The organism is Allobosea minatitlanensis, from assembly GCF_964020775.1.
Genome location: NZ_OZ224509.1, coordinates 3,221,774 through 3,246,512, shown reverse-complemented (window position 1 = coordinate 3,246,512; position 24,739 = coordinate 3,221,774). Strand labels below are relative to the sequence as shown.

27 protein-coding genes are annotated in these 24,739 nt (G+C 71.6%); 21 read left to right on the top strand and 6 right to left on the bottom strand.

Going from position 1 to position 24,739, the window contains the following annotated elements:
* Positions 1 to 12: 12 nt before the first annotated feature.
* From thiD to ACWH43_RS16125, 3 genes are all read right to left on the bottom strand, one after another.
* Positions 13 to 831, bottom strand: coding sequence for a bifunctional hydroxymethylpyrimidine kinase/phosphomethylpyrimidine kinase (thiD, locus tag ACWH43_RS16135; protein WP_158445200.1), 819 nt, complete (start codon positions 829 to 831; stop codon positions 13 to 15).
* A 13-nt stretch (positions 832 to 844) separates the two neighbouring features.
* Positions 845 to 2,815, bottom strand: coding sequence for a methylmalonyl-CoA mutase subunit beta (locus ACWH43_RS16130; protein ID WP_158445199.1), 1,971 nt, complete (start codon positions 2,813 to 2,815; stop codon positions 845 to 847).
* A gap of 183 nt (positions 2,816 to 2,998) precedes the next feature.
* Complete coding sequence (locus tag ACWH43_RS16125; protein WP_158445198.1) at positions 2,999 to 3,382, bottom strand: DUF2267 domain-containing protein; 384 nt, start codon at positions 3,380 to 3,382, stop codon at positions 2,999 to 3,001.
* Between the two features lie 199 nt (positions 3,383 to 3,581).
* Here ACWH43_RS16125 and ACWH43_RS16120 point away from each other — a divergent pair, with 199 nt between their 5' ends.
* Entirely contained in the window at positions 3,582 to 5,120 is a 1,539-nt protein-coding gene (locus tag ACWH43_RS16120; protein WP_158445197.1) for a helicase HerA-like domain-containing protein, read from the top strand.
* Between the two features lie 75 nt (positions 5,121 to 5,195).
* On the opposite strand, the gene ACWH43_RS16115 is transcribed toward ACWH43_RS16120, so the two are convergent.
* Positions 5,196 to 6,539 carry an Nramp family divalent metal transporter gene (locus tag ACWH43_RS16115; protein ID WP_158445196.1) on the bottom strand — a complete coding sequence of 448 codons (1,344 nt, stop codon included), beginning with the start codon at positions 6,537 to 6,539 and terminating at the stop codon, positions 5,196 to 5,198.
* A 284-nt stretch (positions 6,540 to 6,823) separates the two neighbouring features.
* On the opposite strand from ACWH43_RS16115, the gene ACWH43_RS16110 reads away from it, so the two are divergent.
* The 9 genes from ACWH43_RS16110 to ACWH43_RS16070 all read left to right on the top strand — a co-directional run bounded on the left by ACWH43_RS16110 (position 6,824) and on the right by ACWH43_RS16070 (position 14,088).
* Positions 6,824 to 8,206 carry a dipeptidase gene (locus ACWH43_RS16110; RefSeq protein ID WP_158445195.1) on the top strand — a complete coding sequence of 461 codons (1,383 nt, stop codon included), beginning with the start codon at positions 6,824 to 6,826 and terminating at the stop codon, positions 8,204 to 8,206.
* A complete protein-coding gene (locus tag ACWH43_RS16105) occupies positions 8,203 to 8,784 on the top strand; it encodes an LOG family protein (RefSeq protein WP_158445194.1) in 582 nt (193 codons plus the stop codon). The genes ACWH43_RS16110 and ACWH43_RS16105 overlap by 4 nt, the downstream gene beginning before the upstream one ends.
* A gap of 95 nt (positions 8,785 to 8,879) precedes the next feature.
* Positions 8,880 to 9,347: a hypothetical protein gene (locus tag ACWH43_RS16100; protein WP_158445193.1), complete on the top strand. Its 468-nt coding sequence runs from the start codon at positions 8,880 to 8,882 to the stop codon at positions 9,345 to 9,347.
* A complete protein-coding gene (locus ACWH43_RS16095) occupies positions 9,283 to 10,590 on the top strand; it encodes a DNA-packaging protein (RefSeq protein WP_260348063.1) in 1,308 nt (435 codons plus the stop codon). The genes ACWH43_RS16100 and ACWH43_RS16095 overlap by 65 nt, the downstream gene beginning before the upstream one ends.
* Before the next feature lie 141 nt (positions 10,591 to 10,731).
* Positions 10,732 to 11,913 carry a phage portal protein gene (locus ACWH43_RS16090; RefSeq protein ID WP_158445192.1) on the top strand — a complete coding sequence of 394 codons (1,182 nt, stop codon included), beginning with the start codon at positions 10,732 to 10,734 and terminating at the stop codon, positions 11,911 to 11,913.
* The gene (locus ACWH43_RS16085; RefSeq protein WP_158445191.1) at positions 11,910 to 12,110 is read left to right on the top strand and encodes a hypothetical protein; all 201 of its coding nucleotides are present in this window, start codon (positions 11,910 to 11,912) and stop codon (positions 12,108 to 12,110) included. The genes ACWH43_RS16090 and ACWH43_RS16085 overlap by 4 nt, the downstream gene beginning before the upstream one ends.
* Positions 12,107 to 12,295, top strand: coding sequence for a hypothetical protein (locus ACWH43_RS16080; protein ID WP_158448286.1), 189 nt, complete (start codon positions 12,107 to 12,109; stop codon positions 12,293 to 12,295). Before ACWH43_RS16085 ends, ACWH43_RS16080 begins: the two co-directional genes overlap by 4 nt.
* Positions 12,292 to 12,798: an HK97 family phage prohead protease gene (locus ACWH43_RS16075; RefSeq protein ID WP_158448285.1), complete on the top strand. Its 507-nt coding sequence runs from the start codon at positions 12,292 to 12,294 to the stop codon at positions 12,796 to 12,798. The genes ACWH43_RS16080 and ACWH43_RS16075 overlap by 4 nt, the downstream gene beginning before the upstream one ends.
* A 33-nt stretch (positions 12,799 to 12,831) precedes the next feature.
* On the top strand, positions 12,832 to 14,088 hold the full coding sequence (locus ACWH43_RS16070; protein ID WP_158447041.1) for a phage major capsid protein: 1,257 nt from the start codon (positions 12,832 to 12,834) through the stop codon (positions 14,086 to 14,088).
* Between the two features lie 51 nt (positions 14,089 to 14,139).
* On the opposite strand, the gene ACWH43_RS16065 is transcribed toward ACWH43_RS16070, so the two are convergent.
* Both ACWH43_RS16065 and ACWH43_RS16060 read right to left on the bottom strand, forming a co-directional pair.
* Positions 14,140 to 14,991 carry a S1 family peptidase gene (locus ACWH43_RS16065; protein ID WP_158447042.1) on the bottom strand — a complete coding sequence of 284 codons (852 nt, stop codon included), beginning with the start codon at positions 14,989 to 14,991 and terminating at the stop codon, positions 14,140 to 14,142.
* A 64-nt stretch (positions 14,992 to 15,055) separates the two neighbouring features.
* A complete protein-coding gene (locus ACWH43_RS16060; RefSeq protein ID WP_158447043.1) occupies positions 15,056 to 15,823 on the bottom strand; it encodes a S1 family peptidase in 768 nt (255 codons plus the stop codon).
* 69 nt (positions 15,824 to 15,892) lie between these two features.
* Here ACWH43_RS16060 and ACWH43_RS16055 point away from each other — a divergent pair, with 69 nt between their 5' ends.
* From ACWH43_RS16055 to ACWH43_RS16005, 11 genes are read left to right on the top strand one after another with little or no spacing between them, the layout of a single operon-like run.
* Positions 15,893 to 16,459: a head-tail connector protein gene (locus ACWH43_RS16055; RefSeq protein ID WP_158447044.1), complete on the top strand. Its 567-nt coding sequence runs from the start codon at positions 15,893 to 15,895 to the stop codon at positions 16,457 to 16,459.
* A 2-nt stretch (positions 16,460 to 16,461) separates the two neighbouring features.
* Complete coding sequence (locus tag ACWH43_RS16050; RefSeq protein WP_158447045.1) at positions 16,462 to 16,800, top strand: phage head closure protein; 339 nt, start codon at positions 16,462 to 16,464, stop codon at positions 16,798 to 16,800.
* Positions 16,797 to 17,207: a DUF3168 domain-containing protein gene (locus tag ACWH43_RS16045; RefSeq protein ID WP_158447046.1), complete on the top strand. Its 411-nt coding sequence runs from the start codon at positions 16,797 to 16,799 to the stop codon at positions 17,205 to 17,207. Before ACWH43_RS16050 ends, ACWH43_RS16045 begins: the two co-directional genes overlap by 4 nt.
* A gap of 37 nt (positions 17,208 to 17,244) precedes the next feature.
* Positions 17,245 to 17,655 carry a phage major tail protein, TP901-1 family gene (locus ACWH43_RS16040; RefSeq protein ID WP_158447047.1) on the top strand — a complete coding sequence of 137 codons (411 nt, stop codon included), beginning with the start codon at positions 17,245 to 17,247 and terminating at the stop codon, positions 17,653 to 17,655.
* Positions 17,656 to 17,665: 10 nt separating this feature from the next.
* On the top strand, positions 17,666 to 18,010 hold the full coding sequence (locus tag ACWH43_RS16035) for a gene transfer agent family protein (RefSeq protein ID WP_158447048.1): 345 nt from the start codon (positions 17,666 to 17,668) through the stop codon (positions 18,008 to 18,010).
* A complete protein-coding gene (locus ACWH43_RS16030) occupies positions 18,007 to 18,207 on the top strand; it encodes a phage tail assembly chaperone (RefSeq protein WP_158447049.1) in 201 nt (66 codons plus the stop codon). Before ACWH43_RS16035 ends, ACWH43_RS16030 begins: the two co-directional genes overlap by 4 nt.
* 36 nt (positions 18,208 to 18,243) lie before the next feature.
* Positions 18,244 to 18,843 carry a phage tail tape measure protein gene (locus tag ACWH43_RS16025; RefSeq protein WP_158448284.1) on the top strand — a complete coding sequence of 200 codons (600 nt, stop codon included), beginning with the start codon at positions 18,244 to 18,246 and terminating at the stop codon, positions 18,841 to 18,843.
* Between the two features lie 11 nt (positions 18,844 to 18,854).
* The gene (locus tag ACWH43_RS16020; RefSeq protein WP_158448283.1) at positions 18,855 to 19,493 is read left to right on the top strand and encodes a DUF2460 domain-containing protein; all 639 of its coding nucleotides are present in this window, start codon (positions 18,855 to 18,857) and stop codon (positions 19,491 to 19,493) included.
* Positions 19,494 to 19,520: 27 nt separating this feature from the next.
* Positions 19,521 to 20,381 (top strand): DUF2163 domain-containing protein, encoded by an 861-nt coding sequence (locus tag ACWH43_RS16015; protein ID WP_448153664.1) that lies wholly within the window; start codon positions 19,521 to 19,523, stop codon positions 20,379 to 20,381.
* A complete protein-coding gene (locus tag ACWH43_RS16010) occupies positions 20,378 to 20,809 on the top strand; it encodes an NlpC/P60 family protein (protein ID WP_158448281.1) in 432 nt (143 codons plus the stop codon). Before ACWH43_RS16015 ends, ACWH43_RS16010 begins: the two co-directional genes overlap by 4 nt.
* Positions 20,809 to 24,729 (top strand): baseplate multidomain protein megatron, encoded by a 3,921-nt coding sequence (locus tag ACWH43_RS16005; protein WP_260348022.1) that lies wholly within the window; start codon positions 20,809 to 20,811, stop codon positions 24,727 to 24,729. Before ACWH43_RS16010 ends, ACWH43_RS16005 begins: the two co-directional genes overlap by 1 nt.
* Positions 24,730 to 24,739: the final 10 nt, after the last annotated feature.

Below are 24,739 nucleotides of genomic sequence, written 5' to 3'. Positions count from 1 at the left end.
GGCTCCCGTCGGTCATGGGTGCTGACCCTTGCCCCACCAGTGATGGAAATGATGCACCGGTCCGTGGCCATGGCCAACCGGAACCTGGTCCGCGGCGGCGATGGCGGCCGAAATATAGCTCTTGGCGTTGCCAAGCGCCTCGGGCAGCGGCTGGCCCCTGGCGAGATTGGCGGCGATCGCCGAGGACAGGGTGCAGCCGGTGCCGTGGGTGTTGCGGGTCGCCAGCCGCGGCGCGTTGAAGCGCTGGCGCTTGCCGCCCGCGAGCAGGAGCAGGTCGCTGCTGACCTCGCCATGGCCGTGGCCGCCCTTGATCAGGACATTCGCCGCTCCCAGCGCCGCCAGCCTGTCCGCCTGCTCCTCCACCGCCTCATCCGTCTCGGCGGCGCTGGATTCGAGCAGGGCGGCCGCCTCGGGCAGGTTCGGCGTGATCAGGGTCGCGAGCGGGAACAGGTGGCGGCGGATCGCCTGGACGGCCTCGCGCTCAAGGAGGCGGGCGCCGGAAGCCGCGATCATCACCGGATCGAGCACGATGTTCCTGGCCTTGTGCTTCTGGAGCCCGGCCGCGACCGTCTCGATCAGCTCCACCGTCGCGAGCATGCCGATCTTGACCGCGCCGATGTCGAGATCCTCGAAGACGGCGTCCATCTGCCGGGAGACGAAGGCGCGCGGCACGGCGTGGATGGCGCTGACGCCTTTCGTGTTCTGCGCCGTCAGGGCGACGATCACGCTGGCGCCGTAGACCTCATGCGCCGCGAAGGTCTTCAGATCGGCCTGGATACCGGCGCCGCCGCTGGAATCCGAGCCGGCGATGGTGAGGGCGATGGCGGTCACTGCGCGTCTCCGGTCAAGCGTTCGCGATGGCGTGCGCGCGTTCGAGCGTCTCGACCACGTCGCAGCCCACGAAGATGAACGACGAGACGCCGGCCTTGTTCAGAGCCTCGCTCTCGGCCGGGCGCCCGGCGAGCCAGACCGTCGCGCCGGCCCGGGCCAGCGCCTCGGCCGCGGCGGCGCCTTCCTCGGCATAGGCGTCGTCGGAGCCGCACAGGCAGGCGAGCCTCGCGCCCGAATCGCGGAAGGCGCCGACCAGCGCGTCGAGATCGGTCGCGCCGTCCGGGGCGAAGCCGTCGCCGCTCGGCGCGGCGAAGCCGCCGGCCTCGAACAGGTTGCGGGCGAAGCCGGCGCGCGCCGTGAAGGCGGCGATGCTGCCCAGCGTCGCCAGGAAGACGGCCGGGCGTTGCGGCAGCGCGTCGGCCTTGTCGCGCAGGGCCTCGAACGGCTCGGCGAGCCGGTAGGAGGGCAGGGCGTCGACGGCCTGGACATGGCTCGGCGGGATCAGGGCCTCGGCGCGCTTGGCGCCGTCGAGGAGCGACCTGACGATCTCCCCGGGATTGCGCTCGGTCATGCTGCCCTGCGGGCGGACGGAGCTCTTCGCCACCGGGGCGACGTCGAGGACCGGGACGGCGTTTTCGCGGATGTTCGGGAACTCGCTCGTGCCGGTGATCGGGCTGCGCCGGGTCGCGATCGCCCTGGCCGCCGCCGCCCGCTCGCGCGCGAGCCCCTGTTGGACATGGCCGTTGGCGAGGCCGGCGAGCACGCCTTGCAGATCATCCGTACGCTCGCGTTCCAGATCCTGGAAGCGGCTCCAGCCCTCTTCGCACAGCGCCTGGGTCAGCGCCTCGAAGCCGCCCGCGCCGGCCGCCGGATCGGCGACGCGCCAGAGATTGGATTCCTCCAGCAGGATGAGCTGGGTGTTGCGCGCCACGCGGCGGGCGAAAGCGTCCGGCAGGCCGAGGGCCGCGGTGAAGGGCAGCACGCCGAGCGAATCGGCGCCGCCGACCCCGGCCGAGAAGGCGGCGATGGTGCCGCGCAGCAGGTTGACCCAGGGGTCGCGCCGGGTCAGGGCGCGCCAGGCCGTCTCGGCATGGATGGTCGCAGGCTTCGGCGCGAGCCCGCAGGCCTGCTGCACGCGGTTCCAGAGCAGGCGGGCGGCGCGCAGCTTCGCCACGGTCAGGAACTCGTCGGTATCGGCGACGAGGGTGAAGGCGATGGCGTCGCGCGCCTCGGCCAGCGTCAGCCCCCGCGCCTCCAGGGCGCGCAGATAGGCGACGGCCGTGGCCAGGGCGGCGCCGAGTTCCTGGGCCTCGCTGGCGCCGGCTTCATGCCAGGGGCGCGTGTCGACCGTGATGAAGGGGCCCTTGAAGCCGCGCTGCTTCAGCGCCGCGATGACGCTGGCCAGCCGGCGGCCGATCTCCGGCCAGGGGGCGGGGAAGGAGCCGTGGCTGGCGAGGACGCCGATCGGATCGAGGCCGAATTCCAGCGAGAGCTCGGCCGGCGCATGGCCGCGCTTCTCGATCAGGGCGGCGAGCATCAGCGCGTTGACCCGGCCCTGCGGCGCCGGGTCGAGCCGGAGCCGGATGAGGTCGAGCATCACGCCGTCGAGCGCCCGGTCCAGCGTCGCGACGTCGTCCGCGACGAGCCCGTAGCCGCGCGCGGCGCGCGCGCCGGCGAAGGCGAGCGTCAGCATGTCCGCGCCGCCTTCGAGATCGGCGATGGCGAGGGCCTGCGCTTCCTCCGCCTGCGGGTGGTCGAGCCGCGCTGCGACATGCCAGCGTCCGGCCTCGGCCCTGAAGGCCCGCTCGCCGGTGCCGGCGGCGTAGAGCGGCTCGATGCGGATGCCGTCGGCGCTGCGCCCCACCAGCTTCTCCTCGAAATCGGCGCCCTTCAGCACCTTGTCCACGGCCGCGCGCCACGCTTCGCGCGACGGCGCCGGAAAGGCGTCGAGATAGGGAAGCTCGGATGGGGCAGCCGTGTTCATGCGCGCTGAGGCTCCTTCCCGCACACTGTGCCGCGACGACAGGCTGATTGCCATGAGCGCAGGCGCACGACCATCCCTACTTCGTCGCAGCCTGGGTGCGCAAATGCGGGGCCGGCCTCGTGCGAAAACAGGAACACCGCCCGAAGGCGGTGTTCGAAGGCGGACCGCGCGGCGCCCCGTGGCTCAGACGAACTGGCCGAGCCCCGGAATCGCGCCGACGATGGCGCCCATCGCGTCCTCCCCGGCCTTCTCGCGGCCGACGGCGAACATCTCCTTCGAGACGCTCTGGATCTGGCCCATCGAGAGCCCGGCGCCCATGAGCTGGCCGCCCAGCGCCATCACGCCGCCGCCGCCCATCAGCCCGCCGATGGCGCCGAGCATGCCGCCCTTGGCGCCGCCTTCGGCATCGGCGAGCTCCTGGGCGCCCGGCAGCGCCGCCATGAGCTGGCCGATCTCGCCGGCCGGGCCTTCCTTCTGCAGGAAGGCGAGGATGATGCCGACCGCCTTGCGGGCCAGATTCTCGTCGATGCCGGCCGCCGCCACGACGCGCGTGAGCAATTCTTCCATGGTGTCGAACCCCTCGCCAACGGCTTCGTCACGAAGCCTTCCGAAAATAGTTTACATATTTACGATCTGTTTCCAACTGCCTCCGCGCCGGCCCGGAAGGAGGGCGCGGTTTTCGCGAAAACCCGATCCGGGCTTCCGCCCCCGGCGGGGTTTGGCTACATCCTTGCTGTGACACTTCGGAACCCGATAGGCGGATGCAATGGCGGATGACGGTACGATTCTGATCGGCAAGAGCGGCAAGCCGGAGAATCTCCTGCTGAAGCTGGCGAACCGTCACGGGCTGGTGACGGGGGCGACCGGCACCGGCAAGACCGTGACCCTGCAGGTGATGGCGGAAGGCTTCGCCCGCCATGGCGTGCCGGTCTTCGCGGCCGACATCAAGGGCGACCTCTCGGGCATCGTCGCGCCGGGCGACGGCAAGCCCGCTTTCGTCAACCGGGCCAAGGAGCTCGGCCTCAAATACGAGCCCGATCGCTTCACCACCGTGTTCTGGGACGTGTTCGGCGAGCAGGGCCACCCGGTCCGCGCCACCATCTCCGAGATGGGGCCGCTCCTGCTGTCGCGGCTGCTCGATCTCAACGATACGGCTGAGGGCGTGCTCAACATCGCCTTCCGCATCGCCGACGAGCAGAAGCTCCTGCTGCTCGACCTCAAGGATCTGCGCGCGATCCTGAGCCACATCGCCGAGAACGCCTCGGACTTGACCACGAAATACGGCAATGTCAGCCCGGCGACCGTCGGCACGATCCAGCGCGCCTTGCTGGTGCTGGAGAACCAGAAGGGCGACCTCTTCTTCGGCGAGCCGGCGCTGGAGATTGCCGATCTGATGAAGACCGACCGCGACGGCCGCGGCATCGTCAACATCCTCGCCGCCGACAAGCTGATGAACAATCCGCGGCTCTACGCCACCTTCCTGCTCTGGCTGCTCTCCGAGCTGTTCGAGCAGTTGCCGGAGGTCGGCGACCTCGACAAGCCCAAGCTCGTCTTCTTCTTCGACGAGGCGCATCTGCTCTTCAACGGCGCCCCGAAGGCGCTGCTGACGGCGGTCGAGCAGGTCGTCCGCCTGATCCGCTCCAAGGGCGTCGGCGTCTATTTCGTCACGCAGAACCCCCTCGACGTGCCCGATACGGTGCTGGCCCAGCTCGGCAACCGCGTCCAGCATGCGCTGCGCGCCTTCACGCCGCGCGACCAGAAGGCCGTGCGCGCCGCCGCCGAGACCTTCCGCCAGAACCCCAAGCTCAACACCGAGCAGGCGATCACCCAGCTCGGCGTCGGCGAGGCGCTGGTCTCGATGCTGGAAGGCAAGGGCTCGCCGGAGATCGTCGAGCGCGCGCTGATCGCCCCGCCCATGGCCCAGGTCGGCCCCTGCACGCCGCAGCAGCGCCGGCAGGCCATCGACGGCTCGGCGCTCAAGGGCAAGTACGACACGATGGTCGACCGCGAGTCGGCCTATGAGGTGCTGATGAAGCGCAAGAACCTCAATCCGGACGGCTCGCCCGTCGAGGCGGCGACGGAAGGCGGCGGCGGGATCCTCGACACAATCGGCGGCTGGCTCGGCGGCGGCGCGCCGCGCGAGCGGCCCAAGACCGGCCCGGGCTCGCGCGGCGGCCCGCTGCCGCAGAGCATGGCCGAGAAGGTCATTACCTCGGCGGCACGCTCGGCCGCGACCTCGATCGGCCGGCAGGTCGGGACCGCGATCCTGCGCGGCATTCTGGGGTCGATGTCCGGGAAGCGGTAGGTCGCAAGAACCACGCCGTCATTCCGGGCTCTTCGCTGCGCGAAGCCCCGGAATGACGGCGTTTGTGCTCGCTGTTCACGCCCCCGTGGCGACGTCGAAGATCAGCTTCAGGTTGAGCACGATGATGATCGCCGCGACGATGGCGGCGAGGACCGTCAGCCAGCGCGGCGCCACCAGCTCGCCCATCCTGGCCCTGGAGGCGGTGAGCGTGACCAGCGGCACCACGGCGAAGGGGAGCTGCAGGCTGAGCACCACCTGGCTGAGGATCAGCAGCTTCGCCGTCTGCCCCTCGCCATAGATCAGCGTCACGGCGATCGCCGGAACGATAGCCACCAGGCGGGTCACCAGCCGCCTGAGCCAGGCGGCGAGGCGCAGGCGCAGGAAGCCTTCCATCACGATCTGCCCGGCCATGGTCGCGGTCACGGTCGAGTTGAGGCCGCAGCAGAGCAGGGCGATGGCGAAGAGCGAGGGCGCGATCGAGGCGCCGAGCAGGGGCTGGAGCAGTTCCTGCGCCTTGCCGAGCTCGGCGACGTCGTGCTGCCCGGCCTTGTGGAAGGTCGCGGCGGCGAGGATCAGGATCGAGGCGTTGATCAGCAGCGCGAAGGTCAAGGCCACGGTCGAGTCGAGCGTGGCGTATTTCAGCGCCTCGCGCTTCTCCGGCAGGGTGTGGCCATAGGCGCGCGTCTGCACGATGCCGGAATGCAGGTAGAGGTTGTGCGGCATCACCGTCGCGCCGATGATGCCGAGCGCGATGTAGAGCATGTTCGGATCGGTGACGATCGCCGCGGTCGGGGCGAAGCCGCGGATGACCTCGCCCCAGTTCGGATCGGCGAGCGCGATCTGGATGCCGAAGCACAGCGCGATCACGCCCAGAAGCGTGATGATGAAGGCCTCGACCCAGCGAAAGCCCTTGGTCTGCAGCCAGAGGATGATGAAGACGTCGAGGCCGGTGATCAGCACGCCGATCTCGAGCGGGATGCCGAAGAGCAGGTTGAGGCCGATGGCGGTGCCGATGACCTCGGCCAGGTCGGTGGCGCAGATCGCGAGCTCCGCCAGCAGCCAGAGCGGCCAGGCCATGAAGGAGGGATAGGCGTCGCGGCAGGCCTGGGCGAGGTCGCGCCCGCTCGCGACCGCCAGCCGCGCGCAGAGCGATTGCAGGATCACCGCCATGATGTTGGAGACGAGCGCGACGGTGAGCAGCGTATAGCCGAACTGCGCGCCGCCCGCGAGCGAGGTCGCCCAGTTGCCGGGGTCCATATAGCCGACCGCGACCAGATAGCCCGGACCGAGGAAGGTGATGAACTTGCGCCAGGACGAGGCCGTCGGCGCCACCGAGACCGTGCGGAAGACATCGGCGAGGGAGGGCTCGCCGCGCGATCTCAGCCAGATCGAGGGGGAATCCGGGGAGCCTTGAGGCATGGGCGCGACTTTACTGCAACTTGTTCGCAAGAAAGGAATATAGGGGCGCGACGGAGCTTGTCAATGCAGTTGCGAAGCGTTGTCAATTGAGCGGTGGGACGCGGCCCGCCTCGCGTATTCGCGGCCGATGGAGCCAGCGAGCGCGGCTGCGCCCGGGCGCGCCGGGGCCGAGATGCGGTCATGGCGCATCGCCGGAGGGCCGGGCTGCAATGCGCGATCGGGGGCTGACGCCGGCCCGGCCCCTTGCCATGATGCCGTCATCAGAATCGCATCCGATGGTCGTCATGTCCCAGCTCCCCGCAATCCTCGCCCGTCTCGATGCCGGGCTCGACGCTTCGCTCGACCGCCTGTCCTCCTGGCTGGAGATCCCGTCGATCGGCACCGACCCGGCCTTCAACGCCCAGACGCGGGCGGCGGCCGAATGGCTCCGGGCCGATCTGGAGGAGCTGGGATTCAAGGCCGAATTGCGCGAGACCGGCGGCCATCCGGTCGTGCTGGCGCATCGGCCCAAGCCCGGCGCGCCGCATGCGCTGTTCTACGGGCATTACGACGTGCAGCCGGTCGATCCGCTCAACCTCTGGGAGACGGAGCCGTTCAAGCCCGTCCTCCGCGAGATCGAGCCGGGCCGCAAGGTCATCTCGGCGCGCGGCGCCTGCGACGACAAGGGCCAGGTGATGACCTTCATCGAGGCCGTGCGCGCCACGCTGGCGGAGACCGGCGACCTGCCGATCGGCCTGACCATCCTGGTCGAGGGCGAGGAGGAATCGGGCTCGGTCAACCTGCCGGGCTACATCAAGGCCAATGCCGCCGAGCTCAAGGCCGATTACGCGCTGATCTGCGACACCGGCATGTGGGATCGCGAGACGCCGCTGATCACCTCGACGCTGCGCGGCATGGTCTACCAGGAGGTGACGCTCACCGCCGCCGACCGCGACCTGCATTCCGGCCTGTTCGGCGGTGCCGCCGCCAACCCGATCCATATCCTGGCGCGGATCCTCGGCGAACTGCACGACGAGACCGGCCGCATCACCGTTCCCGGCTTCTATGAGGGCGTGCACGAGCCGACCAATGCCCAGAAGGCGGAATGGGCCGATCTCGACCTGACCGAGAAGGACTTCCTCGGCCAGGTCGGCCTGAAGCATTCGATCGGCGAGAAGGGGCGCATGCTGATCGAGCAGATCCAGTCGCGCCCGACCTGCGACGTCAACGGCATCTGGGGCGGCTATACCGGGGAGGGCAGCAAGACGGTCATCCCGGGCCAGGCCTCGGCCAAGGTCTCCTTCCGCCTCGTCGGCGACCAGGACCCGGCCAGGATCGCCGCCGCCTTCCAGCAATTCGTCCGCGACCGCCTGCCGGAGGATGTGAGCGCCGAATTCATCAGCCATTCCGGCTCGCCGGCGCTGGCGGTGCCGCCGGATTCGCCGGTGCTCCAGAAGGCGCGCAAGGCGCTCGCCGACGAATGGGGCGGGCGCGTGGTCTCGATCGGCAGCGGCGGCTCGATTCCCGTCGGCGGCGATTTCAAGCGCACGCTCGGCATCGACACGCTCTTCGTCGGCTTCGGCCTCGACGACGACCGCGTCCATTCGCCGAACGAGAAATACGACCTCTCCTCCTTCCACAAGGGCCAGCGTTCCTGGGCCCGCATCCTGCAAGCTCTCGGTTCATGAAATCGGTCTGTGTCTTCTGCGGCTCCAATCCCGGCAACGATCCCGTCTATGCGGCCGGCGCCCGCGCCATGGGCGCCGAGATCGCCCGGCGCGGCCTGACGCTGGTCTATGGCGGCGGCGCCGTCGGGCTGATGGGCGTCGTCGCCAATGCGGCGATGGAGGCCGGCGGCGAGGTCCATGGCGTCATTCCCAAGGCGCTGCGCGACAAGGAGGTCGGCCATGTCGGGCTGACCCGGCTCGAAGTCGTCGACACCATGCATACGCGCAAGGCGAGGATGGCGGAGCTGTCCGAGGGCTTCATCGCCATGCCCGGCGGCATCGGCACCTTCGAGGAGCTGTTCGAGATCTGGACCTGGGGCCAGCTCGGCATCCACGCCAAGCCGCTCGGCCTGCTCAACGTCGCCGGCTTCTACGATCCGCTGGCGACCTTCCTCGACCGGACGGTCGAGGCGGGCTTCCTGAAGCAGGGGCACCGCGCCATGGCGATGACCGATACGGAGCCCGCGACCCTGCTCGACCGGATGGCGGCCTATGTCCCGGCCGCGACCTATAAATGGGTCGAGAAGGAAGAGGTCTGACTTATCCCCGGAACTGCGCCTCAAGGTTGTAGGAATATTGTCTTGACATCGCGGCGCTGATCCTGTAGAGATCGGGAACGCTCACGAAATATGCCTTGAACGAAGCCGCCGCGCGCTCCGCCGGCGGCTTTTTCGCGGCTGCCATCCGGAGACGGAAGACCATGGCCGAAGAGGACGGCGCCACGTCGCAGCGGGGAACGCCGGCGCCGAAGCCGCGGCGGCCTGCGGTCTCGCGCAAGGCGGTGGTGGGCCAGCTCTGGCGCGCGGCCAAGCGCCAGCTCGACGCCCATGAGGACCACCTCGCCGATCTCCCTAAGGGTACGGCGGCGAGCGAGGCCGACGCCAAGGCGCTGGCGACGCTGGCGCGGACGGTGCGCGAGCTGGTCGCGATCGAGGAGCCGCAGGGCGCGAAGAGGGACAAGCAGACGGATGAACTCTCCGCCGCCGACGGCCTGCGACATGTCGCACAGCTCCGTGAGGAGCTTGCTCGACGCCTTGATGCCCTTGCCGCTGGCGGAGCGGGTGAGGCTGTTGAAGCGGCTGGCGGAGACGGCTCCGCCTGACTGGATCGAGGTCATCAAGGCGCAGTGGACGATCTGGGCCCGTCCCGACCAGTTGCCGCCTTCCCCCTGGAAGCCGGTCTGGCTGGTTCTCGGCGGGCGCGGCGCGGGCAAGACCCGCACCGGCGCCGAATGGGTGAAGGGCATGGCTCTGGGCCATCCCCCTTTCGCCGGCAGGCGGACGGATCGCATCGCCCTGGTGGGCGAGACGCAGGGGCAGGTGCGCGATGTGATGATCGAGGGCGTCTCCGGGCTGCTCTCGATCCATACGCGCTGGGAGCGGCCGGTCTGGCAGCCTTCGCTGCGCCGTCTGCAATGGCCCAACGGGGCGATCGCGCAGGTCTTCTCCGCCGAGGACCCCGAGGGGCTGCGCGGGCCGCAATTCGGCGCCGCCTGGTGTGACGAATTGGCGAAATGGCCGAATCTTCAGGAGTGCTGGGACATGCTGCAATTCGGCCTTCGCCTCGGCGAGCTGCCGCGGCAGGTGATCACGACGACGCCCCGCCCGGTGCCGTTGCTCAAGCGCCTGCTGGTCGAGCCGCATATCGCCGTCAGCCGGGCGAGGACGCAGGACAACCGCTACAATCTCGCGGCGGAATTCGTCCGCGCCGTCACCGAAACCTATGGCGGGACCCGGCTCGGCCGGCAGGAGCTCGACGGCGAGATCGTCGAGGAGAGCCCCGACGCGCTCTGGACGCGGGCGATGCTGGAAGCCGTCCGCGAGCGGCAGCATCCGCCGCTCGCCCGGATCGCGGTCGCGGTCGATCCGCCGGCGACATCCTCGCAGCGGGCCGACCGTTGCGGCCTCGTCGTCGCCGGCATCGACGAGGCCGGCCTCGGCCATGTCCTGGAGGATGCGACGATGGCCGGCGCCCGGCCGCAGGAATGGGCCGAGAAGGCGGTCGCTCTCTATCGCCGCCACGAGGCCGATGCGCTGGTCGTCGAGGTCAACCAGGGCGGCGAGATGGTCGAGAGCGTCATCCGCGAGGTCGATGCCGGCGTGCCGGTCGTCTCCGTCCGGGCGACGCGCGGCAAATATCTGCGCGCCGAGCCGGTCGCGGCCCTCTATGCGCAGGGCCGGGTACGCCATGCCGGCGCCTTTCCCGAGCTGGAGGACGAGATATGTTCCTTCGGCCCGGGCGGGCTCGAAGGCGGGCGCTCGCCGGACCGGCTCGACGCGCTCGTCTGGGCGCTGACCCATCTGATGCTCGCGCCCAGGGGTCGGCCGCGGGTGAGGGGGATGTAGCTTTCCGCCAGCCGTCATTGCGGGGAGCGTCAGCGGCGAAGCGATCCAGGGGGGCGTAGAGCTCTGCGACCCTGGATTGCTTCGCTGCGCTCGCAATCACGGCTGGCGAACGTCGTTTCACGCTCCAACAGCGAGACTTCCATGTTCGATTTCCTTCGCAGCCTGCGCGGTCGTGCCGCGCCGGACCAGAAGCGCTCGCGCGTCGGGCCGCTCATCGCCCTGCACGAGGCGGGGCGCGCGATCTGGACGCCCCGCGACTACGTCGCCCTGTCGCGGGAGGGCTATGAGCGCAACCCGGTGGTGCATCGCTGCGTGCGTCTCATCGCGGAAGCTGCCGCGCAGACGCCGCTCGTCGCCAAGGTCGGATCGCGCGAGATGCCGGAGCACCCGGCGCTCGCCCTGATCGAGAAGCCCAATCCGCGCCAGGGCGGCATCGCCTTCCGCGAGATGCTGTTCGGCCATCTCCTCGTCGCCGGCAACGGCTATGTCGAGGCGGTCGGCGCCGGGCGCGAGCCGCGCGAGCTCTATGCGCTCAGGCCCGACCGGATGCGGGTGGTGCCCGGCCGCGACGGCTGGCCGGAGGCCTATGACTACACGGTCGGCGGCGACACGGTGCGCTTCCGCCAGGACGAGGGCGAGATGCCGCCGATCCTGCATCTTACCCTCTTCCATCCGGTCGACGACCATTACGGGCTGTCGCCGGTCGAATCGGCGGCAAGCGCGCTCGACATCCACAACGCCGCCAGCAACTGGCACAAGGCCCTGCTCGACAACGCCGCGAGGCCGTCGGGCGCGCTGGTCTATGACGGGCCGGACGGGGCCTCGCTGACCGAGGCGCAGTTCGACCGGCTGAAGCAGGAACTGGAGGATTCCTTCCAGGGGGCCCGCAATGCCGGCCGGCCGCTGCTGCTCGAGGGCGGGCTCGACTGGAAGCCGCTGTCGCTGACCCCGGCGGAGCTGGATTTCGTCGCGGCGAAGGGCGTGGCGGCGCGCGAGATCGCGCTCGCCTTCGGCGTCCCGCCGCTGCTGCTCGGCCTGCCGGGCGACAACACCCACGCCAACTTCGCCGAGGCGAACCGCGCGCTCTGGCGCCAGACGGTGATCCCTCTGGTCAGGCGCACGGCGCAGTCGCTGGCGCAGTGGCTCGGCCCAGCCTTCGGCGACGAACTCGCGCTGGAGCCCGACCTCGATGCCGTCGAAGCGCTGGCCGACGAGCGGGAATCGCTCTGGCGGCGCCTCGGCGCGGCGGATTTCCTCGACGAGGACGAGAAGCGCGAGGCGGTCGGCTACGGCCGGCGCGCCTCCGGAAAGGAGGAGCCATGAACCTGCTCGACCAGATCGTCACGGCCTTCGTCGGCCGGGCCGATGTCGGCCATCTCGGCCTGCTGCTCTGGGCCGCGAGCGCATCGGGGCTCGCCTGGCTGGTCCTGCGCGAGCTGACCGCGGCCAACCGCCGCTTCGACGATTTCGTCCGCGAGCTCAACCGCTTCAACGCACGTCACGAGGGGGACCCGTCATGAAGGCCACGAGCGATGCCAAACCTCCGTCTGCCCGCCAGGGCGCCGCGCGGCCGCAGCCGGCCAAGGCGCGCCCCGGCGGCGTGACCGCCGAGACCTTCAGCCGCTTCGTCCGCAACCTGGCGAAGCTCGAGGGCGGGCGCGCGCAGTCCGGCAGCACGGGGCGCGGCGGGGAGGGCGGCCGATGAGCGGCCCCTTTCGCCTGCCGCTCGAGGCCAAGCTCCTGCCGCTGCAGCCGGCGCGCGTTCTGCCGGACGGGGTCTTCGAGGGCTATGCCAGCCTCTTCCGCATTCCCGATCTGGGCAAGGACGTGGTCGAGCCCGGAGCCTTCCGCGACAGCCTCGCAAGGCGCGGCCCCTCCGGAGTCAAGCTGCTCTGGCAGCACGATCCGGCCGAGCCGCTCGGACGCTGGCTCAGCCTCGCCGAGGACAGCCGCGGCCTGTTCGTCCGCGGCCGGCTCTCGCTCGCCGTCGCCCGCGCCCGCGAGATCCTCGCGCTCATGCGGGAAGGCGCGATCGACGGCCTCTCGATCGGCTTCCGCCCGGAGCGGGCCCGCAACGAGCCGCGCACCGGGCTTCGCCGGCTCGAGCGCGTCGACCTCTGGGAGGTCTCGATCGTGACCTTCCCGATGCTGCCCCAGGCCCGGATCAGTGCCGTGAAGGCGGCCTGCCGCGGCCCCGCCTTCGCCTGAGCCTCCCTTTCTCTGCCACCCCGAGGAGAATCCATGACCCATCTCGACCATGCCCCCCAGACCAAGGCGGCCGGCGCCGATCTCGCGCTCGCCTTCGAGGATCTGCGCTATACGGTGGAGAGCTACCGCGCCACCAATGACGAGCGCCTCGCCGGGATCGAGGCGCGCGGCGGCTCCGATCCGCTGACCGAGGAGAAGCTCGCCCGCATGGATGCGGCGCTCGACGACGCCATGCGCCGCATCGACCGGCTGACGCTGGAGCGCGCCCGCCCGCCCCTGGGGCAGGAGGGCGAGAATGGCCTCCATCGCGACCCGCTCGTCGCCGAGCACAAGGCGGCCTTCGCCGCCTATGTCCGCACCGGCGAGGCCGGCGGGCTGAAGCGGCTGGAGGCCAAGGCGCTCTCGGCCGGCTCCGGCCCGGATGGCGGCTATCTCGCGCCCTCGACCGTCGAGGGCGAGATCCTGCGCCGCCTCGCCGCCGTCTCGCCGATCCGTTCGCTCGCCACCGTGCGGACGATCTCGTCGGGCACCTACAAGAAGGCCTTCTCCACCGGCGGCCCGGCTTCCGGCTGGGTGGCGGAGACCGCGGCGCGGCCGCAGACCGGCTCCCCGGCCCTGGCCGAGCTCTCCTTCCCGGCGATGGAGCTCTACGCCATGCCGGCCGCGACCCAGACCCTGCTCGACGACGCCGTGGTCAATATCGACCAGTGGATCGCCGAGGAGGTCGAGAGCGCCTTCGCCGAGCAGGAGGGCGCCGCCTTCGTCCACGGCGACGGCACCGACAAGCCCAAGGGCTTTCTCGCCTATCCGACCGTGGCGGAGGGGAGCTGGAGCTGGGGCAATATCGGGGTGCTGAACACCGGCCTCGCCGGCGCCTTCCCGGCCTCGAGCCCGGCCGATGTGCTGGTCGACCTGGTCTATGCGCTGAAGGCCGGCTACCGCCAGAACGCCTCCTTCGTGATGAACCGCAAGACGCAAGGCGCGATCCGCAAGTTCAAGGACGCCAACGGCAACTATCTCTGGCAGCCGCCGGCCTCGGCGGGGGCGGCGGCGACGCTGCTCGGCTTCCCGCTGGTCGAGGCGGAGGACATGCCCAATGTCGCGGCCGATGCCGTTGCGATCGCCTTCGGCGATTTCCGGCGCGGCTACCTCGTCGTCGACCGGGCCGGCGTGCGCATCCTGCGCGATCCCTATTCCGCCAAGCCCTATGTGCTGTTCTACACCACCAAGCGCGTCGGCGGCGGAGTGCAGGACTTCGCCGCGATCAAGGGGCTGAAGTTCGCCGCCTGACCGCGCCGCGCGCTTCGCCTCCGGGCGGATGCGGGGCGCGCGGCCATCGCCTCAGCGCGAGAACCACCAGCTCCAGCCGGAGTCCATCTGCGGCTGGACCGCCTGGTTCGAGCGCTGATCCGCGCCGAGCGCCAGCAACTGGGCGCTCCCGGTCGCGATCCAGTTCTGGTGGTCGCTCACCGGCGTGATCGCGGTGAAGCCGCCGCAGATGCGCCGCGCGCGCGTCTTCAGAGGCCCGCTCGACCAGCTCACGATGCCGACCAGGTCGCGCGAGCGCGCCGCGCCGCGCAGGACCGGGCCGCCGGAATCGCCGCGGCAGGCGCCGGCGCCGGGCGTCTCGCCGCGGGCGCGGATGTCGACCGCGACCTTCACCGTGTTCTGCGTAGTGTAGTTGCCGGCATTGACCAGCCGCGTCTCGCGCAGGCGCCGCGCCGTCTTGCTGTTGTTCTCGGAGGAGAGGCCGTAGCCCGCCATGGTAACGGTCTCTCCCTGCGAGAGGCGCCCGCCCACGGTCAGCGCTTCCATGTCGTCCGGCAGCGGCTGGGCGAGTCGCAGCAGGGCGAGGTCGGTTCCCGGCTGGGTGCGCGGCGTCGTGCCGGGCACGAAGCTCGGATGCGGCAGCACGGCGACCACGAGCTGGCGCCGCGCCCGGAAGCGCGTATCGAGGCTGACGACGCTGACCGAGCCGCCATCCATCAGGCAATGCGCGGCGGTCAGCACGATCTCGGGTGCGATGACCGCCCCGGAGCAGAGTTCGCCCCGGCTGGTCTCGATCCTGACGGTCGAGGCACGGGCGCCCGCGACATCGCGCGAGCTGACGCCGCCGACGACGGCGGATGCGGGCTGCGCCGCGCTCGCGAGAGCGCAGGACAGGGAGAGGATGGCAAGGGAGCGCGCGAGCATGGATCAGATCAACGGAAACGGCAGGACAATCTAGAAGCTGCGCGCCACCAGTCCAGCCCTTCCGTCAGCGCATGCTCGTCCAGCGTGCATTTTCGCGCCACTGTGCCAGCGTTGCGTCGATCCAGCCGCGCTGCGGCCCGACGAGAATGCCCTGGCTGAGCAGGCCGCAACGGCGCCTGCCCGGGCCGGTCGACCAACTGCTCACGGCGACGACACCGGAGCCGCTGAAGATCGGGCCGCCCGAATCGCCCTGGCAGGCCCCCGCGCCGGGCCGCTTGCCCGCACCGGCCGGGTCGGCGGCCCAGAGCAGCACGCGGCCGGGTCCGTAAGGCTCGATCGCCGCCAGCGCGGCGGAGCGATAGGTGCCCGTCGTCCTGGCCTCGCCCTCCTGCGAGACGCCGTAGCCCGCGAGGGTGACCGGAGCGCCGGCGCGCGGCTGGGTGCCGTCGTCGAGCGTCGCGGCGGCGAAGCGTGCCGGCAGTGGCTCCGCCATCCGGATCAGCGCGAGGTCGATCGAACGGCGCCGGTTGCTGACCGCCTGGGCGTCGAATGCGGGGTGCAGGCTGACGGCGGCCGGGGTGATCAGAACCGGCTCGCCCCCGGCGCGCCAGTGAATGCGCAGCTCCGTGCCGCCGGCCGCGCAATGCGCCGCGGTCAGGATGGCGCGGGGCGAGAGCACGATCCCGGTGCAGACGCCGCCGCGGGCGTTCAGCACCATCAGCGTCGCGGCTTCGGCCGGGCCGCCCTCGCGGCCGCCGACGACCGCCTGCGCCGGGGAAAGCCCGAGCCCGCAGGCCAGGCCGAGGCCGAGAAACCAGTTCGCGATCCGCATCGGGGCGCTCCTCCAGGGAGCGCTGATAGCGCGTCGCTTTCCGCAAATGAACCCTCGAAGGGAGCGATCATGACGCCGCTTGCCCTGGAGCCGCCGGCCGTCGAGCCGGTCTCGCTGGCCGAAGCCCGGCTCTTCCTGCGCCTCGACCAGACGGAGGAGGACGAGCTGCTGGCGATGCTGATCACGGCCGCGCGCCTGCTGATCGAGGCGGCTTCGGGCCGCTGCCTCATCGACCAGCACTGGCGGATCGTGCTCGACCGCTGGCCGCAAGGCGCGATTCGCCTGCCGCTGTCCCCCGTCGGCGCGATCCTCGGCGCGCGCGTCTATGACGCGCTCGGCATCGCCCGGCCCGTGGACGCCGCGGCGCTGGTGCTCGACGGGCTGGCCGATCCGCCGCTGATCCGGCTCGCCGGCGAATTGCCCGAGATCGGCCGGGCGCACGGCGCCATCGAGATCGACCTTCGTGCCGGCTATGGCGCGGCCGCCGACGCGGTCCCCGCGCCCCTGCGCCAGGCTGTGCTGCGCCTCGCGGCGCGCTGGTTCGAGGAGCGCGGCGATGTCGCCGGCCGCGACGCGCAGGCGTTGCCGGCGGAGATCATGGCGCTGGTCGCGCCTTACCGCCGCGCGAGGCTCTGATCATGGCGCAGACCAACCCCTCGGCCCTCGGCCGGATGCGGCGCAGGCTCGTGCTGGAAGCCCCGGTCGCGGCGTCGGACGGGCTCGGCGGCGCGACGCGGAGCTTCGCGGCCATCGGGGCCTTCTGGGCGCAGCTCGAATGGCTGTCCGGCGTCGAGCAATGGCGCGAGGGGCGGCCCGAACAGGTTAGGCGCTACCGCGTCACCCTGCGCTGGCGCGGCGATGTCGATGCCGGCAAGCGCCTGCGCGACGGCCCGCGCCTCTTCGATATCCGCACGGCGGCCGATCCCGACGGTTCGCGCCGGCGGCTCGTCTGCCTGGTCGAGGAGATCGTGCCATGAGCGACGCGGTTCTGGCCCTGCGGGCCGCGGTCCAGGCGCGGCTCGCCGCCGATGCGCCGCTGACGGCCCTGATCGGTCCCGATCGCGTCTTCGACGAGGCGCCGCGCGCCCTGCGCGGCCTCTATGTCGTCCATGGCGAGGTCGAGGCGCGCGACTGGTCGGCCGGCGCCGAGCGCGGCTGCGAGCAGGATTTCGCGCTCGTGGTCTGGGCGGCGCAGAGCGGCTCCGCCCGACAGGCGCTGGAAGCCGCCGGGCTGATCGTCGCGGCGCTCGACGAGGCCGATCTCGGGCTCGCGGGCCATAGCCTGGTCAATCTGCGCTGGCTGTCGAGCCGGCTCGCGCGCGAACCGCGCGGCGGGCTGCCCAGCGTGACGATCCGTTTCCGCGCGGCGACCGAGCCGCTCTGAAGATCCGAAACATCGCGACCATCGCAGGAGGCGCCGCATGTCGGCACAGAAGGGCAAGGATCTGCTGCTCAAGGCGGCGGATGGGGAGGGCGGTTTCGCCACCGTCGCGGGCCTGCGCGCCCGCCAGATCGCGTTCAATGCCGAGACGGTCGACGTCACCCATGCGGAATCGGCCGGGCGCTGGCGCGAATTGCTGGAAGGCGCCGGCGTGCGCCGCGCCAGCATCAGCGGCTCGGGCATCTTCAAGGACGCGGCCTCGGACGCGCTGGTGCGCCAGATCTTCTTCGACGGCGCGATCCGCGGCTGGCAGGTGGTCGTACCCGATTTCGGCATCGTCGAAGGGCCGTTCCAGCTCACCAGCCTCGAATATCGCGGCGACCATGCGGCGGAGGTGACCTTCGACCTCTCGCTGGAATCGGCCGGCGCGCTGGCCTTCGCCGTGCTCTGAGGAGGCTCGCATGGTCAATCGTCATCGCGGCGAAACCGCGCTCATGGTCGCGGGCGAGGCCCTGCCGATGCGGCTCACGCTCGGCGCCCTCGCCGAGCTCGAGCACGCCTTCGCGGTCGACAGCCTGCCGGCGCTCGGCCAGCGTTTCGTCTCCGGCCAGCTTTCGGCGCGCGACATCGTCCGCATCATCGCCGCCGGCCTGCGCGGCGCGGGGCAGGCGATCCGCGACGAGGAGGTCGCCGGGCTCGCCTTCGACGGCGGGCTCGCCGGGGCGATCCGGGCCGCCATCCAACTGCTGGAAGCGACCTTCGGCGAAAGCGAGCCGGCCCGCCCTCCGCAGCCGCCGGAGACGTGAGTCCGCCGGCGGCTTTTCCCTGGCGCGAGGCGATGGCCTTCGGGCTCGGCCGCCTCGGCTGGCCGCCGGAGCATTTCTGGGCGGCGACGCCGCGCGAGCTCGCCGCGGCGCTGCGGGCCTGGCGGCGCGAGGCGCCCGGCGGCGCGATCGAGCGCTCCGCCTTCGAGGCGCTGATGGCCGCTTGTCCAGACCGCTGACGAAGCAATCGCAACCCCATTCCGAAGAGGACGGCCATGGCCGACGAAAGCCTCACCGACAGCCTGCGTCTCTCCGACCTGCGGACGATGGATACGCTGACGCAATCGCTCAACCGTTCCTCGGAGAGCTTCGGCAAGTCGATCGTCACCGCCTTCTCGCGCGGCGTTATCGAGGGCAAGCGCTTCGAGGACGTCCTGCGCAGCGTCGGCCGGTCGATGACCGACAGCCTGCTCAAGACGGCGCTGAAGCCGCTGCAGACCGGCCTCTCCAACCTGCTCGGAACCGGGATCAAGAGCCTGAGCGGGCTGCTCAGCGGGGGGCTCGGCTCGCTGGCGGGCGGCGGCGCCTCCCTCTCCGTCGCCCCCTTCGCCGAGGGCGGGATCGTCGCCTCGCCCGCCTATTTCCCGACCGGGCGCGGCCTCGGCCTGATGGGCGAGCGCGGCGCCGAGGCGATCATGCCGCTTTCGCGCGGCCCCGACGGGCGCCTGGGCGTGCGCGCGGCCGGCAGCCCGGCCCGGCCGCTCAGCGTCACGGTCCAGGTCGCGACGCCCGATGCCGAGAGCTTCCGCCGCTCCGAGGCGCAGGTCTCGGCCGCCATCGCCCGCGCCGTCGCGCGCGGCAGCCGGGCGCTCTGAGGAGGGTTGCGATGAGCGATTTCCACGAGGTCCGCTTCCCGATCGACGTGGCGCGCGGCGCGCGCGGCGGCCCGCAGCGCCAGACCCAGATCGTCACCCTGGCCTCCGGCCGCGAGGTCCGCAACAGCCGCTGGGCCGATTCGCGCCGGCGCTACGACGCCGGCCTCGGCGTGCGCTCCTTCGACGCGCTCGCCGCCGTCGTCGCCTTCTTCGAGGAGCGGCGCGGCCGGCTCTACGGCTTCCGCTGGCGCGATCAGCTCGACTGGAAGAGCGGGCCGCCCTCGCGGGCGCCGGCCGCGAGCGACCAAGTGATCGGCATCGGCGACGGCTTCAATGCCGGGTTCCAGCTCTGCAAGGATTACGGCGAGGGCGCCTCGGCCTATCGGCGCCTCGTCGCCAAGCCCCAGGCGGGCAGCGTGCTGGTCGCGGTCGATGGCGTGGCGCAGGCGCCCGAGGCCTTTTCCTGCGAGGCGACGACCGGGCGCGTGACCTTCGCGCCCGATCATCTTCCTCCGCCCGGTGCCGTGGTCACGGCCGGCTTTGCCTTCGACGTTCCCGTCCGCTTCGACACCGATGCGATCGAGCTCGACCTGTCCGCCTTCGAGGCCGGCGAGATTCCGCACATCCCGGTCGTCGAGATCCTGCCCTGAGGCCGCTATGCGCGCGATTCCCCCGATCTGGCCGTCCATCTCGAAGGCGGCGCCACGACCCTGTGCCGCTGCTGGAGCCTGACGCGCCGCGACGGAGTCGTCCTCGGCTTCACCGACCATGACAGGCCGCTGGAGCTCGAAGGCATCGCCTTCGCCGCCGTCACCGGGCTCGAGGCGGCCGAGGCCACGGCCGAGCTCGGCTTCGCGACGGGAGGCGGCGACGTTGCCGGTGCGCTCGCCGCCACCGGGCTGAACGAGGCCGATCTGGCGCGGGGCCTTTACGACGACGCCCGCCTGCGCATCTGGCTGGTGAACTGGGCCGAGCCGGGCCAGCACGTGCTGCTGGACGAGGGCTTCGTCGGCGAGGTCAGGCGCGGCGAGAGCGGCTTCACCGCCGAGGTGAGGAGCTTCGCCAAGGCGTTCGACGAGGAGCGCGGCCGGCTCTATCTGCGCGCCTGCTCGGCCGATCTCGGCGACGCGCGCTGCGGCGTCGCAGTGAGCGCGGCGGCGGCGGTCGTGGCCGCGAGCGACGGGCGCCTCGCCCTCTCGGCCGCGGGGCTGGAGGGCCATGCCGACGGGCATTTCACCGGAGGCCGGCTGGTTTTTACGGCCGGGGCCAATGCCGGCTTCGCCAGCGAGGTCAAGCGCCACGGGCGCGAGGGCGCTCTGGCGGTCTTTCAGCTCTGGCAGGCCGCTCCGCTGCCGATCGCGCCCGGCGACGCCTTCGGCGTGACGCCGGGCTGCGACAAGAGCTTCGCGACCTGCCGGGCGAAATTCGGCAATGGCGTCAATTTCCGCGGCTTCCCGCATATGCCGACCTCCGATTTCATCATCGGCGGCGTCCGGCCCGGCGATGGCGCGCTCGACGGCGGGAGCCTGTTCCGATGAGGCGCGCCGAGATCGTCGCGGCGGCGCGCGAATGGCTCGGCACGCCCTACCACCACCAGGCTTCCCTGCGCGGCGTCGGCTGCGACTGCCTCGGGCTGGTGCGCGGGCTCTGGCGCGAACTCTGCGGGCCGGAGCCCGAGGCGCCGCCGCCCTATTCGCCGCACTGGGCTGAAAGCCTGGGGCAGGAGACCCTGGCGCTGGCGGCGCTGCGCCATCTCGCCCCGGTCCCGCCGGCCGAGGCCAAGCCCGGGGACGTGCTGCTCTTCCGCTGGCGCGAGCACCTGCCGGCGAAGCATTGCGCCGTGCTGAGCGCGCCCGACCGCATCATCCACGCCCATGACGGCGCCGCCGTCGCCGAGGTCGCCTTCACCGGCTGGTGGCGGCGCCATCTCAGCCATGCCTTTTCCTTTCCCGGAGCAACCGACTGATGGCGACGCTTCTTCTGCAGGTGGCGGGCGCGGCCCTCGGCACGGCGCTGGGCGGGCCGCTGGGCGGGGCCGTCGGCCAGGCGCTCGGCGGCCTCGCCGGCGCGACCATCGACCAGGCCTGGCTCGGCGGCGCCGGCGGCAACAAGGTGGTCGAAGGCCCGCGGCTGAAGGAGGTCAACGGGCTGGCATCGACGGAGGGAGCGGCGATTGCGCGCCTCTATGGCCGGGCGCGGCTCGGCGGCCAGCTCATCTGGGCGACGCGCTTCGAGGAGGAGATCCAGCTCTCGATCACCCGCACCAAGAGCGGCGGCAAGGGCGGGCGCTCGCAGAAGACCTACGAGACCAGCTACAGCTACCACGCCAATCTCGCGATCGGCCTCTGCGAGGGGCCGATCGCCTTCATCCGCCGCATCTGGGTCGACGGCCGAGAGCTCGACGTGAACACCGTCGCGATGCGCGTCCATCACGGCGACGAAGCGCAGGAGCCCGACCCGCTGATCCTCGCCAAGGAAGCGGGCGAGGCGCCGGCCTATCGCGGGCTCGCCTATGTCGTCTTCGAGCGCTTTCCGCTGGCGGATTACGGCAACCGGGTCCCGCAGTTCGATTTCGAGGTGGTGCGCGCCGTCGAGGGGCTGGGCGCCATGATCCGCGCCGTGGCGCTGACGCCGGGCGCCGGCGAGTTCGTCTACGACATCCGGCCGGTCAGCCACGAGCCGGAGGCCGGCGTCACCGAAAGCCTGACCCGCCACCAGCTCTATGGCGGCGCGGATGTCGATACCGCGCTCGGCCACCTCGTCGCGCTCTGCCCGAACCTGCGGAGCGTCTCGCTGGTGCTGTCCTGGTTCGGGGACGATCTGCGCGTCGGCTCCTGCAGCGTCGCGCCGCGCGTCGAAGTTTCGCACAAGCCGACGCTCGGCGCCGCATGGTCGGTGGCGGGCCTGAGCCGCGCCGCCGCCCGGCCGGTCAGCCAGATCGACGGCCGCCCAGCCTTCGGCGGCACGCCCTCCGACGAGAGCATCGTCGCGCTGATCCGGCGCCTGCGCTTCGACTACGGGCTGGAGGTGGTGCTCTACCCCTTCCTGATGATGGACATTCCCGCCGGGAACGGACTTCCCGACCCCCATTCGGGCAACTCCGGCCAGCCGCGCTATCCCTGGCGCGGCCGCATCACCTGCGATCCGGCGCCGGGCCGCCCCGGCAGCCCGGAAGGCGGCCCGGGCCTCGCGGCCCAGCTCGCGGCTTTCGTCGGCACCGTGTCGCCGGCCGATATGAGCGCGGTCGGCGGCACGATCCTCTGCGCCCGGCCGGAGGAGTGGTCCTATCGCCGGCAGGTGATGCATTGCGCCATGCTGGCGCAGGCGGCGGGCGGCGTCGAAGGCTTCGTCATCGGTTCGGAGCTGCTCGGGCTGACGCGTCTGCGCGGCGCGGGAGGCGGCTATCCGATGGTCGATCACCTCGTCGCCGTCGCCGCCGATGTCCGCGCGATCCTGCCGGCGGCGACGCTGACCTACGCCGCCGACTGGACCGAATACGGCGCCGATGCCCGCGACGGCGGCGCCGATATCGACTTCCCGCTCGATCCGCTCTGGGCCTCGCCCGCGATCGGGGCGATCGGCATCGACTATTACCCGCCGCTCTCGGACTGGCGGGATTCCGCCGGGCATGCCGACGCCGCGCTGGCTCGCGGGCCGGCCGATCTCGCCTATCTGCGCGAAAGGCTGATGTCGGGTGAAGCCTATGACTGGTATTATGCCGACGAGGCCGGCCGGAGCGCGCAGGAGCGGCTGCCGATCGGCGACGGCGCCTATGGCAAGCCATGGCTGTTCCGCCCGAAGGATCTCGCCGGCTGGTGGAGCAATCCGCATATCCGCCGCAGCGGTGGGGTCGAGACCGGCGCCACCGCCTTCGTACCCGGGGCCAAGCCGATCTGGCTGACCGAGATCGGCGTGCCGGCCGTCGACAAGGGCGCGAATGCGCCGAACGTCTTCCCGGACCTGAAGTCGGACGAGGGCGGGGTGCCGCCCTTTTCGAGCGGCGCCCGCGACGACCTCGTTCAGGCCCGCGCGCTGGAGGCCATCCTGTCGGGCTTTGATCCGGCCCGCGCCGGCTTCGAGGCGGCGCGCAACCCGGTTCACCCGGCCACCGGCATCCGCATGGTCGATCCGGCGCATGTCTTCGTCTGGAACTGGGACGCCCGGCCTTTTCCCGCCTTCCCCGACCTTTCCGGCATCTGGGCTGACGGCAGCAATTTCGAGGCCGGCCACTGGCTCAACGGGCGCCTGGAAGGCACGCCGGTCGACCGGCTCGTGGCGAAGCTGCTCGCCGATTTCGGCCTGCCGCCGGCCGACCGCATCGCCGTCGACGGCTTCCTCGACGGCTATCTGCTCGACCGGCCGCTCTCGGCCAGGCAGGCGCTGGAGCCGCTCGCCCAGGCCTTCGGCTTCGACGCCACCATGAGTTCCGGCGCCCTGCGCTTCGAGGGGCGGGGCGGGTCGGTCTCGTACCGGCTCGGTTCGGACGACCTGGTTCTCGACGGCGACGGAGAGCCGTTCAGCCTGCGCCGCATGCAGGAAACCGAGCTGCCCCTCGAATTGCGGCTGGGCTTCGGCGATGCCGAGAACGACTATCGCAACGCCGCGGCCCGCTCGCGCCGCCTGGCCGGTGCGGCGCGCCGCGAGGTGGCCGTCGAAACCGCGATCGTCACGCGCATGGCCGAGGGGCAGCGCCTCGCCGACCAGCGCCTGCAGGAGGCCTGGGCCGCGCGCGAGACGCTCGAATGCGAGGTCTCGCCCCGCTGCCTCGCCCTCGAGCCGGGCGACGTCGTGGCCCTGCCGGTGCAGGGCGCCGACCGGCTGTTCCGCATCACGCGGATCGCCGACGGGCCGACGCGGCGCCTGTCGGGGCGGCTGGTCGAGCCGGCGATCTACCGGAGCACGGGCATCAAGGGCGGCGAGCGGCCGCCCCGCCTCCCGCCGGCGGTGCCCGGGCGGCCCCTGGCGGTGCCGCTCGCCTTGCCGATCGTCACGGGCCAGCCTCCGGCCCTGCTTTCGCTGGCGGGCTTCGCCGCGCCATGGCCCGGCACCCTGGCGGTCTGGCGCGCGGGAGACAGCGGCCTCTTCGATCTCGCCGGCTTCGTCGAGGCGCCTTCGATCGTCGGCGAGACCTTGACCGACTTCCCCCCGGGGCCGCTCTGGCGCAGCGACCGGAGGGCGGTGCTGGAGGTGAGGCTGCGCGGCGGGGTGCTGTCCTCCGTGCCGGAGGAGCGGGCCCTGGCCGGGGCCAATGCGCTGGCCCTCGTCGACGCCGCCGGCGTCATCGAGCTCGTCACCGTCGCGGAGGCCGAGCTGATCGGCCCGCAGAGCTTCCGCCTTTCGGGCTTCCTGCGCGGGCTGGGCGGTTCGGAAGCGGCCGCGGGGCGGCTCCTGCCGGCCGGGGCGCGCGTCGTCGTGCTCGACGGCGCGGCGGTGACGCTGACGAGCGATCTCTCCGATCTCGGCCGGTCCCTGCGCTACAGGGTCGGCCCGGTGCGGCAGGATGTCGGGGACCCGGCGATGGCGGAGTTCGCCGTCACGGTCGCCGCCCCGGCGCTGCTTCCGCTCGCGCCGGTGCGGGTGAAGGCGCGCCGGGGCGAGGCCGGCATCGCCCTGAGCTGGATCCGCCGCACGCGCATCGACGGCGATTCCTGGGATCTGGCCGAAGTGCCCCTCGGGGAGGAGAGCGAGCGCTACGAGGTCGCGATCCTCGACGGTTCCGCTGCCGTGGACAGAGCGATCGTGAACGAACCCGCATGGATCTATCCGGCGGCGCGCGAGATCCTCGCTTTCGGCGCTGCCCAGTCCGAGATCGCGGTGTCGCTGCGCCAGCGCAGCGCGACGGTCGGCGCCGGGCAGGAATGGCGCGGCCGGGTCGCCGTCGCCTGACCCGGCCGCC

What these genes read in the sequence shown, in the direction of transcription:
- ACWH43_RS16130 (WP_158445199.1), bottom strand. Translation starts at nt 2,815, where the DNA reads ATGAACACGGCTGCCCCATCCGAGCTTCCCTATCTCGACGCCTTTCCG.
- ACWH43_RS16125 (WP_158445198.1), bottom strand. Translation starts at nt 3,382, where the DNA reads ATGGAAGAATTGCTCACGCGCGTCGTGGCGGCGGCCGGCATCGACGAG.
- ACWH43_RS16120 (WP_158445197.1), top strand. Translation starts at nt 3,582, where the DNA reads ATGGCGGATGACGGTACGATTCTGATCGGCAAGAGCGGCAAGCCGGAG.
- ACWH43_RS16115 (WP_158445196.1), bottom strand. Translation starts at nt 6,539, where the DNA reads ATGCCTCAAGGCTCCCCGGATTCCCCCTCGATCTGGCTGAGATCGCGC.
- ACWH43_RS16110 (WP_158445195.1), top strand. Translation starts at nt 6,824, where the DNA reads ATGTCCCAGCTCCCCGCAATCCTCGCCCGTCTCGATGCCGGGCTCGAC.
- ACWH43_RS16105 (WP_158445194.1), top strand. Translation starts at nt 8,203, where the DNA reads ATGAAATCGGTCTGTGTCTTCTGCGGCTCCAATCCCGGCAACGATCCC.
- ACWH43_RS16095 (WP_260348063.1), top strand. Translation starts at nt 9,283, where the DNA reads ATGCCCTTGCCGCTGGCGGAGCGGGTGAGGCTGTTGAAGCGGCTGGCG.
- ACWH43_RS16090 (WP_158445192.1), top strand. Translation starts at nt 10,732, where the DNA reads ATGTTCGATTTCCTTCGCAGCCTGCGCGGTCGTGCCGCGCCGGACCAG.
- ACWH43_RS16085 (WP_158445191.1), top strand. Translation starts at nt 11,910, where the DNA reads ATGAACCTGCTCGACCAGATCGTCACGGCCTTCGTCGGCCGGGCCGAT.
- ACWH43_RS16080 (WP_158448286.1), top strand. Translation starts at nt 12,107, where the DNA reads ATGAAGGCCACGAGCGATGCCAAACCTCCGTCTGCCCGCCAGGGCGCC.
- ACWH43_RS16075 (WP_158448285.1), top strand. Translation starts at nt 12,292, where the DNA reads ATGAGCGGCCCCTTTCGCCTGCCGCTCGAGGCCAAGCTCCTGCCGCTG.
- ACWH43_RS16070 (WP_158447041.1), top strand. Translation starts at nt 12,832, where the DNA reads ATGACCCATCTCGACCATGCCCCCCAGACCAAGGCGGCCGGCGCCGAT.
- ACWH43_RS16065 (WP_158447042.1), bottom strand. Translation starts at nt 14,991, where the DNA reads ATGCTCGCGCGCTCCCTTGCCATCCTCTCCCTGTCCTGCGCTCTCGCG.
- ACWH43_RS16060 (WP_158447043.1), bottom strand. Translation starts at nt 15,823, where the DNA reads ATGCGGATCGCGAACTGGTTTCTCGGCCTCGGCCTGGCCTGCGGGCTC.
- ACWH43_RS16055 (WP_158447044.1), top strand. Translation starts at nt 15,893, where the DNA reads ATGACGCCGCTTGCCCTGGAGCCGCCGGCCGTCGAGCCGGTCTCGCTG.
- ACWH43_RS16050 (WP_158447045.1), top strand. Translation starts at nt 16,462, where the DNA reads ATGGCGCAGACCAACCCCTCGGCCCTCGGCCGGATGCGGCGCAGGCTC.
- ACWH43_RS16045 (WP_158447046.1), top strand. Translation starts at nt 16,797, where the DNA reads ATGAGCGACGCGGTTCTGGCCCTGCGGGCCGCGGTCCAGGCGCGGCTC.
- ACWH43_RS16040 (WP_158447047.1), top strand. Translation starts at nt 17,245, where the DNA reads ATGTCGGCACAGAAGGGCAAGGATCTGCTGCTCAAGGCGGCGGATGGG.
- ACWH43_RS16035 (WP_158447048.1), top strand. Translation starts at nt 17,666, where the DNA reads ATGGTCAATCGTCATCGCGGCGAAACCGCGCTCATGGTCGCGGGCGAG.
- ACWH43_RS16025 (WP_158448284.1), top strand. Translation starts at nt 18,244, where the DNA reads ATGGCCGACGAAAGCCTCACCGACAGCCTGCGTCTCTCCGACCTGCGG.
- ACWH43_RS16020 (WP_158448283.1), top strand. Translation starts at nt 18,855, where the DNA reads ATGAGCGATTTCCACGAGGTCCGCTTCCCGATCGACGTGGCGCGCGGC.
- ACWH43_RS16010 (WP_158448281.1), top strand. Translation starts at nt 20,378, where the DNA reads ATGAGGCGCGCCGAGATCGTCGCGGCGGCGCGCGAATGGCTCGGCACG.
- ACWH43_RS16005 (WP_260348022.1), top strand. Translation starts at nt 20,809, where the DNA reads ATGGCGACGCTTCTTCTGCAGGTGGCGGGCGCGGCCCTCGGCACGGCG.